This is a genomic window from Brachyspira sp. (assembly GCF_029258575.1).
Classification (GTDB): domain Bacteria; phylum Spirochaetota; class Brachyspiria; order Brachyspirales; family Brachyspiraceae; genus Brachyspira.
In genome coordinates, this window is sequence record NZ_JARHYI010000083.1 from 1 (window position 1) to 7,455 (window position 7,455).

At 24.5% G+C, this 7,455-nt stretch carries 6 protein-coding genes; 1 reads left to right on the plus strand and 5 read right to left on the minus strand.

Going from position 1 to position 7,455, the window contains the following annotated elements:
• Positions 1–554 (plus strand): alkyl sulfatase C-terminal domain-containing protein (locus tag Q1J76_RS06725; protein WP_300368714.1); only part of this gene is annotated, 554 nt, incomplete at its 5' end.
• A 65-nt stretch (positions 555–619) separates the two neighbouring features.
• Here Q1J76_RS06725 and queA read toward each other — a convergent pair.
• From queA to Q1J76_RS06750, 5 genes are all read right to left on the minus strand, one after another.
• The gene (gene queA / locus Q1J76_RS06730; RefSeq protein WP_300368717.1) at positions 620–1,696 is read right to left on the minus strand and encodes a tRNA preQ1(34) S-adenosylmethionine ribosyltransferase-isomerase QueA; all 1,077 of its coding nucleotides are present in this window, start codon (positions 1,694–1,696) and stop codon (positions 620–622) included.
• 16 nt (positions 1,697–1,712) lie between these two features.
• Positions 1,713–3,359, minus strand: a complete 1,647-nt coding sequence (locus Q1J76_RS06735; protein WP_300368720.1) for a hypothetical protein — start codon at positions 3,357–3,359, stop codon at positions 1,713–1,715.
• A 10-nt stretch (positions 3,360–3,369) separates the two neighbouring features.
• On the minus strand, positions 3,370–4,419 hold the full coding sequence (gene lepB / locus Q1J76_RS06740) for a signal peptidase I (RefSeq protein ID WP_300368723.1): 1,050 nt from the start codon (positions 4,417–4,419) through the stop codon (positions 3,370–3,372).
• A 110-nt stretch (positions 4,420–4,529) separates the two neighbouring features.
• Positions 4,530–5,777, minus strand: coding sequence for a 5-methylcytosine restriction system specificity protein McrC (locus tag Q1J76_RS06745; RefSeq protein ID WP_300368726.1), 1,248 nt, complete (start codon positions 5,775–5,777; stop codon positions 4,530–4,532).
• 252 nt (positions 5,778–6,029) lie between these two features.
• Positions 6,030–7,455, minus strand: a 1,426-nt coding sequence (locus Q1J76_RS06750; RefSeq protein ID WP_300368729.1) for an McrB family protein, incomplete at its 5' end; no start/stop codon positions are given.

The window sequence follows — 7,455 nt, forward strand, 5'->3', positions numbered from 1 at the left end:
CATATGATAATGGGGATTACAGATGGGTTGTTGAAGTACTAAATCATGTAATATTTGCTAACCCTAATAATATGGAAGCTAGAAAATTAAGTGCCGATGCTATGGAGCAATTAGGTTATCAAAGTGAATCTGCTGTTTGGAGAGCATATTTCCTTACTGGAAGTCTTGAACTTAGAAACACAATTGATGAAAATTCAATAGCAGCTCAAACAGTATCGCTAGATATGATTAATGCATTATCATCTGAGAATATGCTTGAATATATATCTGTAGCATTAAATCCTGACAAAGTAAAAGATAAAAATGTATCAATACTTTTAAATATTACAGATGATAACAAATATTTAGTAAAAATAGAAAACTCAGTTCTTAAATATAAAAAATATAATAATGAAAATACTGATTATCAAATAGATATGAATATAGCTGATTTGAAAAGAGCAATATTTACAAGAAAAACCGATGATTTGAATGTAGTTAATAAAGAAAAATTTGACGAGTTTTTATCTTACTTTGATGTTTTTGAATATTGGTTTAATATAGTAACACCATAATTAAATATTATTCAAAAAAAGAATGCATCAGGTATAATTAAATATCTGATGCATTTTTATTATATTTAATACATAAACATAGCATCGCCGTAAGAAAAGAATCTATAATTATTATCTACAGCTGTTTTATAGGCATTCATTATATTATCATATCCTGCAAAAGCACTTACCATAGCAAGCAATGTTGAATGTGGGGTGTGAAAATTAGTTATTAAAGCATCAACACATTTAAACTTATAAGGTGGGTAAATGAATATATTTGTAGAACCTTCCAATCTTTTAAAATCGTAATTATCATATTCACTTTCCAAAACTCTTGCAACTGTAGTACCGCATGATACTACTCTCCTACCCTCTTTCTTGGCTTTTATTATAGTATAATAACTTTCTTTCGGTATAATGAATTTCTCTTCATGCATAACATGATTTCTTAAATCATCTTCTTTAAGAGGATTGAAAGTTGAAAAACCTACATGCAAAGTAACATAGCAAATATTAATTCCCATAGATTTTATTTTTTCTAAAAGCTCTTTAGTAAAATGAAGACCTGAAGTTGGAGAAGCAATACTCCCTTCATTTTTGGCATAAACATTTTGATAAAACTCTTTATCCTTATCATTATATTCTTCTTCTCCCTTTTTCTTTCTGCTTTGAATAATATAAGGAGGAAGAGGAACTTTTCCAATACTATCTAAAATATCGCTTGTAAGAGGTTTTGAAAATTTAATTATTTTTGTTGATATATTATCCTTATCTATAAATGCCTCAATATTTCCTACATTATCAAAATGACTGTAATCTAAATATAACATATCTTTTTCTTTTATATTCTTACCCTTTATAAGACATTCCCAAATACTTTCATCATTATCAACTTTATTAAGAAGAAGAATTTCAGAATTACCGCCTGTGTTCTTTTTGGCGTATATTCTAGCAGGTATTACTTTACTGTCATTTAAAACTAAAATATCATCTTTATTCAAATAATCAATTATATCTGAAAAAAATTTATGCTCCAATTCCCCTGTATTTTTATTTAAAGTCATCAATTTACAATGATCTCTTTCATAATTAGGAGTTGTAGCTATTAAATTTTCAGGCAAATAAAAGTTGTAAGTTTCTTTATTTAAATAATCTATCATAATTTATTATCACTTTTTAGAATGTTACTATTATCTTTCTCTGTCTTAAAAATTTTGTGAGAGTCTTTTTAGTTGAAGAACTTGCTTTTACTATAGCATATTCATCATTAATTTTTGTTATGATTATACCCTTTCTTTTAGCTTCATGAATTATTTCTTCTAATTTGTTTGCATCTTTGATTATAACAAGAGTAACATTATCATATACATAAGAGATAATTCCTCTTTCATACCATCTTTTTATACTTGTTTCTATATGCTTTGGAATTTCTACATTATTGTCCAATAATATATTTTTTAATACAAGCAAAAATTTATCAAAAGAATATTCTGATTCTTCATCGCTTATAATAGTCTTTCCTTTTAATACACTTTCTTCAGTCATAGTATAAGTGTAAACTGTTTCCTGCTTATCGAGATAAAAATATAAATTGCACATATATATAAAATTATTAGAAAACAGATAATGATTTATTAAAGTTAATTCAAAATTTCCATTAATAAAAGATTTTCTAAAATTATTTTCTTTAGTATGATTATTTATATTTCTAATTGCCAAAACAGCATTTTCATAAAAAGAAGCCTCAACAATACCAAGTATAAACATAGAATAAACAATATTATTATACTTTTCTGGAGTTATAGAAATATTATATTTTTCTTTCAGTTTCATAAATAATAATGATTTTGATATACTTTCATTTCCTATTATCTCTAAAATATTTTTATAATAATCAGAATAATTTTTATAAATATTTTTTATTATGAAGTCCATTCTATCTTCTATAGAATTTGAAAAATATTTTTTTATATTATCATATTCCAATGATATAGAATTTTTATTATCTAATTTTATCAAATCTAATTTCAAGCATATATTAATTATTGTATTTGAATCTAAATTATTAGTTAAAAAGTTTATATTAATATCATCGGAAGATAATCTTTGAACATCACATTCATAAATAAAAGTGTCAATATCATTAAGTATATTAAAATGATTATAAATAAAAACAGAACTTTCAATATTATCTTTTAAACTTTTTTCTAAATTCTCCAAAACATTTTTATTATTAAGGGCAAGATATACTTTAAAATCATTTTGATGAAAATAAATAGAAAGAATATTAGCCTTGCAAAGAGTGAATAATTCATTATCATCTAATTTAGATTTATTGTATTGCAAAATATTACCATTCTCATATATATGAATAATTTTCTGCAAATATTTTTTATAAGCATTAGCAGTATAAGCAATATCTATATAATTAGGAATTTTTATATCATCTTGTAAAATTATACTTTCTATTATTGATTTAACATTCGGCAAAAAATATAGAGTATCATCATGAGAATTTAATCTTCTTCTTTTTATTTTTAAATACAAAAGCCCTGATTTTTTTATCTCATAAATATAATCGAAAAAAGCAGGAACTTGTTTTTGGGTATACTTTAGAGAATAAGCTATATCTATAGAATTTAATTCTCTGCTTTCATTTTTAAGAATATAAATAACTATATCTTTTGCTTCTTTAGATAAAGAATAAAATTTAAAAGACACCATAGATATATTAGAAGTCTTTATTTCTAAATCTTCTATATTCTTAGCCTTCCAAATTTTTAATAATTCTTTTAAAGTATCTTTAGAAATCTGCTCGTACATATTTTTATCTTTATTTAATTATAAAATATTTAAAGAAGCCCTGTTCAACATCATTAGGTCTTTTTGACTGTATCCAAGCAATCATAGGCTGACCTTTTATATGTCTGTAAGGAACAAGCCCCCACATTCTGCTGTCGCAGCTTTGATCTCTATTATCCCCCATTACAAAGAAACAATCTTCAGGCACATTGTATATATATTCATCTGGTTCATCTTTAGTATTAGGAACATATATATTCATCCAATACCATAATTTTATATCATCACTTACAACCTTATCATTTATATAAACTTCAAATGAACTTAAATCATTATAATAATCTGCCCTATCAACTAGCTTTTTAAATATAATAACATCACCTTTTTTAGGTACATATATAGGACCATATTTATCTATAATAGGCACCAACTCTCTTTCATTGCCATAAAAGAAATACCCCCATTTATCCTCTATTTCATTTCCGTCAATAACTATTTTCTTATCTCTAATCTCAACAGTTTCACCTGCTATAGCAATAACCCTTTTTACAAACTCTTTTCTAGGATCTAAATCCACAGTTTTAAGTCCAAAAAATAAAGGAGCAGGAGCTAAATGAGTTCCGCCTGTAAGTTTTTCCCCTATAAAATCTGCAAACAAAAATCTAGGATCCCAAGTAAAAGGAGTTAGAGAAAATATCATAACTGGAAGCTTAATCATCTGAACTAAAGGAGAAGGCTCATAATAAGGCATAGCAGACTCACATCCAAAAGAAGCCGAAGGCGGTGCTCTAAATACCACTAAATCACCCCTTTGAGGAGATTTTATTTTAGGAAGTCTGTATCCTAAAAGTCCATCAGTAAATGGAAGTTTAACCCCATAAACAAATCTATTGGCAAATAGTCTGTCACCAGGCATTATAATAGGTATCATTGAACCAGTTGGTATTTGATAATTCTGTATTAAAAAGGTATTTATAAGAAGAACTATAACTATTGCATATAATATTTCTTTTAAAGTATGTTTAAAATTACGGCATTCGCCTATTATTGTTTCTGTGATATTTTTTATAGGATTTTCCATTTTTAATTAACCCCTTACAATAATAAATATTGATGTAAAAGTATATAATAAAACTGCTAAAATAGCAATTATATAAAATGAATTTACCTGAAAATATAATAATATATTATTTAGTCAAATCTTGGTATATATATTCCTAGTTTATAAAAATTAATAAAATCATTAATTTCTTCTTTTTTTTCAAAATCTATATTTATATTATTTGGATTATTTGAAGGATATATTATAATACAATTAGGAATATAATTATCATTGTTAGAATACTCTTTATCATTTTTAAAATGTTCAACTACTTTTTTAATTCTGGAATAACTTGAAAGCTGTTTAATATCATCTTTTTCATAACCATCTTTATTTTGATAAATTTCCTTATATTTTGTATCTGCTATATAATTATATTCATCACCTTTAATTATAAAGTCTAATACAAATTTATTATTTAAAACACTTTTCTGATATAATATTTCTACCTTATCTTTTAATGAATCCATAAGTAAAACATAAACATATTTTTCAAATAATAATGACATATCAATATAAAAAGGTGGGGCATAATTTTCTTTACTTGAATCTTTATATATTTTTAATTTTATTATATTAATAGCTAATTTTATAAGAAGTTTATATTTTTTGTATAAAGAATTTAATTTTATATTATGAAGTTCATGAAAATGAAGCTCATCAGATACTTCAGAAAAAAAACTCATACAAGAAAAAGAATTATAAATACTTCCTATATTAGAGTAACATATTTTTAATGCTTTCTTTAATATTCTATTTTCCAAGCAATTTATATCATAATCAAAATAAGAGCAGTATACTCTATCATTTCTGGCAGTCATAATATTTTTCTTTATATGATTTGAAAAGTCTATTTTACCTTTTATTTTAGAATTAAGATTTTCTTCTTTTCTTATAAAATTTCTTTTAAGTCCGTTATGAAGTTCTAATTCAAGCATTCTTAAAAAATGTATAGCAGTTAAAGCATCTAGTCCTTTTATCAATTTATTTTCTTTATAATCTATAGCAGGCTCTTCGAAATTAATGCTGTATATTTCATCAAAACCTTTTATTATATTAGAATAAGACAAGCATTTTGAAAACATCTTCATAAAATCAATATTTTCTATTTTAGGGTTTATTATAATATTTTTTGTATATTTATCATCAAGCCAGAAAGCGCCTATATAATAAGAAAGAGTATTGCCATAAGAATTCTTTCCAAATATATATTCTCTGTATTTTGATTTATTTATGCATTCAATAAGAGAATCACAATTTATAATATTATGCTCTTTAAATAAAGCAGAATTATTTTTACAAAATTCACATTCGCATTGACTATTTAAATTATCCATAAATGCAACACCTAGGCAATTATATTTTATCAACTTTTTTGCCGCACAAAAAAGTTGCAAAAAAGCAAATACTACAACTTAATATTTTAAGAATATATTAAATGCAGAATAATAACCTAAATTCAAATTAAAAAATAATATCTTTCAAAGACAAAGTATAATAACAATACTAAAGGCATATTAATACGATCAATAGTGTATTTGACAACATAAAAATAAAACTAAAAAGATTAAACATTCTCAGTATATACTTTATAACTTGTTTATTTTGTCTTTTAATTCTTTATCATTTTTTAATATGCCGTCTTTATAATACTCTAATAATAAAGGCTTTATTTCATATTCTAATTTTCTTGTTAGCTCTTCCTCGTTTTCAGCCATAAAGTAACTATGCCCTATCATAATATCATCATGATCAAATTCTTCATTTAAATTTTGAGCATTAATTATATTAGTTTTTATATTATCAAATAACTCTAATGCCTTATCTTTACAATCATAGTTTTTATCATTATAAAAATTTTCTATTTCTTCTTTTTCTGCTTTAATAGTTATAAATGCGAATCTTCTTCTTAAAGCATAATCAATATAACCTATGCTTCTGTCAGTTGTGTTCATAGTACCTATTATATATAAATTGTTAGGTACTGAAAATGTTTCTTTTGAATAAGGCAGTTTCACTTCTATTTCATTATCAGCATTTTTTCTTTTATCTGCTTCTAATAATGTAATAAGTTCTCCGAATATTTTTGCTATATTTCCGCGATTAATTTCATCTATTATAAGCACAACAGGATTTTCATTATTTTCAATAATATCTGATAAATTATAATTTTCTTTTAAATAATCTAATAAAGGCTCTGTATACGATAAAGCAGATTTATACTTATTAAAATACAAACCATATAAAGCAGCTCTTATATATCTCCAATTATCTCCTATTTGAGAAGCAGGCTTATATCTTACATATCCATTATCATCAGTAGTTAAGTAAAAATCAAGTCCTGTTTTTGTTTTTAAAGTAAGTTTTCCTATGTTATTATTTTTTTCATCAAATCTTATATTTTCTTCAGCTAATTTATTTTGAAATTCATTCCATATATCTTCTATATTATTTTTATTATTGCCTGCTGTACTTGAATATTTACAAGCCTTTTTAAAAATTCCATCTTTAACATCATAAACTATATTGCCATCATTGGAAACAGGCTTATATCCTTCAACAAATTCCTCATAATCCATAGACTGATGAAAAGTTGTGAAAAATATCTGATTATTTTTAATAAGCTCATTATATCTTTTCATAACTTCTTTTCTGTCATCTAATATTTTCCCGTCAATCAAATTAACAGCAATTTCAGCAGTAGAATAAGTTTTTCCAGTACCAGGTGCTCCTTGAAGTATGATCTGCTTTTTTTGTTTTAGTATATTAATAATTTCCATTTTTTTTATTCCTTCTTCATACATTTCTATGCATTTGCAATAAGCATTATGACTATCACTTATAAAACCAACACCACGATTCTTATATTCTATAGGTTTATTCAATACAATCCAATTTTTTACTTTTACACTATGTATCTCATCTTCTAATCCAAATTTATAATTCTCAAGATCTTCTTCCGTTACAAAATCACCCCAAGTACAATGATCCTCAACTTTATCAGCAACTTCACAT

Coding starts and splice junctions, on each gene's coding strand:
- Q1J76_RS06735 (WP_300368720.1), bottom strand. CDS start 3,359: ATGTACGAGCAGATTTCTAAAGATACTTTAAAAGAATTATTAAAAATT.
- lepB (WP_300368723.1), bottom strand. CDS start 4,419: ATGGAAAATCCTATAAAAAATATCACAGAAACAATAATAGGCGAATGC.
- Q1J76_RS06745 (WP_300368726.1), bottom strand. CDS start 5,777: ATGGATAATTTAAATAGTCAATGCGAATGTGAATTTTGTAAAAATAAT.
- queA (WP_300368717.1), bottom strand. CDS start 1,696: ATGATAGATTATTTAAATAAAGAAACTTACAACTTTTATTTGCCTGAA.